3 protein-coding genes and 1 pseudogene are annotated in these 2,972 nt (G+C 73.0%); 1 reads left to right on the plus strand and 3 read right to left on the minus strand.

Going from position 1 to position 2,972, the window contains the following annotated elements; all coding sequences use genetic code 11:
- The 3 genes and pseudogenes from SACHA_RS0118170 to SACHA_RS22955 all read right to left on the minus strand — a co-directional run.
- The coding region (locus SACHA_RS0118170) for an acyl-CoA dehydrogenase family protein (RefSeq protein WP_019812092.1) at positions 1–762 on the minus strand (762 nt) is incomplete at its 3' end.
- Between the two features lie 84 nt (positions 763–846).
- Positions 847–1,608 (minus strand): 3-oxoadipate--succinyl-CoA transferase subunit B, encoded by a 762-nt coding sequence (locus SACHA_RS0118175; protein ID WP_019812094.1) that lies wholly within the window; start codon positions 1,606–1,608, stop codon positions 847–849.
- A 3-nt stretch (positions 1,609–1,611) separates the two neighbouring features.
- Positions 1,612–2,555: pseudogene (locus tag SACHA_RS22955) on the minus strand (CoA transferase subunit A).
- 121 nt (positions 2,556–2,676) lie between these two features.
- Between SACHA_RS22955 and SACHA_RS22960 the strand changes: the two are divergent.
- Positions 2,677–2,972 (plus strand): LysR family transcriptional regulator (locus tag SACHA_RS22960; protein ID WP_019812100.1); only part of this gene is annotated, 296 nt, incomplete at its 3' end.

The following is a 2,972-nucleotide window of genomic DNA, read 5'->3' on the forward strand; positions in this document are numbered from 1 at the left end:
CGCCTGCGCCACGCCGACCGCGCCCGCCGCGACGGAGATCCGGCCGCGGGAGAGGGCCCCCAGTGCGATCCCGAGTCCCTTGCCGACCGGTCCGAGCCGGGCGGAGTCGGGCACCCGCACGTCGTCGAGGGCGAGTTCGGCGGTGGCCTGGCCGCGCAGTCCGAGCTTGCCGTGGATCTCGGTGGCGGTGAACCCGGCCGAGTCGGTCGGCACCAGGAACGCGGTGACCCCGTCGTCGGTGCGGGCGAAGGTGAGCGCGACCTCGGCGCGGGTTCCGTTGGTGATGAACATCTTGCTGCCGGACAGCACCCAGTCGTCGCCGTCCCGGGTGGCGCGGGTGCGCAGCGAGCCCGCGTCGGACCCGGTCTCCGGCTCGGTCAGGGCGAAGCAGCCCAGCGCCTCGCCCGCGGTGAGGCGGGGCAGCCACCGGTGCTTCTGCTCCTCGCCGCCGTGCGCGAGGATCGTCTTGGCGACCAGGCCGAGCGAGACGGACACGATGCCGCGCACGGCGGAATCGCCCCGCCCCAGTTCCTCGGTCACCAGGACGGACGACACCATGTCGGCCTCGACGCCGCCGTAGGACTCGGGCACGCCCAACCCGAGGAAGCCCAGTTCGCCGAGCCGGGTGACGAGGGAGTCGGGGACACGCTCGGCGCGGTCCCAGTCGCGGGCGTACGGGGCGATCTCGGCGTCGACGAACTCGGCCGCCATCCTGCGGAAGTCGAGCTGTGTCCCGGTCAGCCCGAAGTCACGTGCCAGCACGGTGCTCCTCTCGGTCGGTGGTCCCCGGTGCGCGGTGCTTACGCGGACGGACGCCCGTCCGCGTGGGGATTCGTCGTGCGGGGGTCAGCGCAGGTACACCCGCCCGGGGTCGATCTCGGTGCGCAGCGTCGCCAGTTCCGCGTCGGTGGGGTCGGCGAGGGTGACCGGGTCGGCGGCGACCCGCAGGAGCCACCCGGTGGCGGCGCGCACCCGCTCCACGCGCACGCCCCGCCGGAGCGCCGTGAGGGTGAGTTCCCGCCCCACGTCGTCCCGGGACAGCACACCCAAGTCGGTGATCACGCGGGTGACGCCGCGTCCGGCGGGGCGGACGCCGTCCGCGAGTGCCCGGTCCGGGCCGGGTGAGGTGCAGAAGTCCAGTTCGTCCACGAAGGACCGTGGGTCGTGTCTGCGCATGACGACGAACACCGCGTCCGCGCCCGCCATCACCTCGGTCGCGCCTCCGGGACCGGGCAGCCGCACCCGGGGCGCGTGCCAGTCGCCGATCACCGACGAGTTGAGGTTGCCCCACCGGTCGATCTGCGCCGCGCCGAGGAACCCGACGTCGATGGTGCCGCCCTGCAGCACCGACCCGAACAGGGTGGGCACGTCCAGCACGGCCTCGGCACCGGTCACCAGCACGGCGTCGGCGATCGTCTCGGGCAGGCCGTCCGGGTGCGCACCGCACACCCCCGACTCGTAGACGATCTCCAGATCGGGGGCCACGGTGCGGTGGGCCAGTGACGCCGCCAGGGTCGGCAGTCCGATCCCGGCGAAGACCGTGCCGGTGCCCGCCAGTTCCCGCGCGGCGACGACGGACACGAGTTCGGAGGAGGTCGCCGGGTGCACCTGTCACAACCGCCTTCCGTAGTTCACCGGTGCGCTCGACGCGTCGCCCACAGCCAGCCGGTCCCGGACGTCGCCGCCCAGCTTGGCGACGTACTCGGCGTGCTCCCGCGTGCCGTACACCCATTCGGTGAGCCACTCGCGCAGGCGCCGGGGTTCGGCGCTGATCGCCGACCACGAGCGGTAGAACGCGTTGTCGCGGTCGTAGTAGCCCTGGGCGAACGAAGGGTGCGCGCCGCGCGGGCATTCGACCACGGCGTCCACGGCGTGCGCGGGGATGAGGGTGCGGTTCGGGGCGGAGCGCACCACCTCGTCCGCGACGACCTCCTCCACCACCACGACGGCCTTCCCGGCGGCGAACACGGCCTCGGCCTGCACCCCGGTCAGGCCCCACAGCTGGGTGTTTCCCGCCCGGTCGGCGCGTTGCGCGTGCACGATCGTCACGTCCGGGTGCACCGGCGGCACCACGTGGATGTGCTCGGTGCCGCCGTCGGGACCGGGGAACGGGGAGGCGACCTTCCGGATGCCCGGGTTGACCGACGGCAGATCGCTGCCCGCGTACGAACGCAGCGGGTAGAACGGCAGCCGCTGCGCCCCGGCGAGGTAGCGCAAATCATCCCGTAGTGGCTGTACTCCTCGTACTCCAGCGGTGCGGGCACCCCCCGCTCGATGCGGCCGCGCAGGTTGCCCAGCGATCCGGCCGAGGAGTTGCCCACGAACGACGACACCAGCTTGCGCACGCACCCGGCGGCCAGCATCTGGTCGACGACGATGTCTGCGGTCATCCGCACGACGGTGAGGTCCCGCCGACCCTGCCGGATGATCTCGTGTCCGGCGGCCGTCGGGATCAGGTGGGTGAACCCCTCCAGGGACACGGTGTCGCCGTCCCGGACGTGCGCGGCGATCGCGTCGTGCAGGGACGTCCTCTTGTCCGCTCTCCGGCCCGGCATCGGCGGCTCCTCCCGCGGTCGTGTGCTCACCGTGCCAGGGCGTATTCATCGCCGTCCAATACTCGATTAGGCTCGAACCGAGACCGACGGCATATCAGTTCCCGATCCGGTGGGGTAATCCGTGGAGATCCGTCATGTCGCCGCGTTCCTGGCGGTGGCCGAGGAGCTGCACTTCGGTCGCGCGGCGCGCAGGCTGCGGATGGCGCAGCCGCCGTTGTCCCAGCGGATCCGCGCGCTGGAGCGCGAGCTCGGGGTGCCGCTGTTCGAACGCAACACCCGGTCGGTGCGGCTGACCAGCGCGGGGCAGGCGTTCCTCGATCCCGCCCGCCGGGTGCTCGACGACCTCGACCTGGCCACCCGCGCGGCCCGGGCGGGCGGACGTGGCGAGTACGGGCGGGTCACCGTCGGGTTCGCCGG

The sequence above is a fragment of the Saccharomonospora halophila 8 genome (assembly GCF_000383775.1).
GTDB lineage: Bacteria > Actinomycetota > Actinomycetes > Mycobacteriales > Pseudonocardiaceae > Saccharomonospora > Saccharomonospora halophila.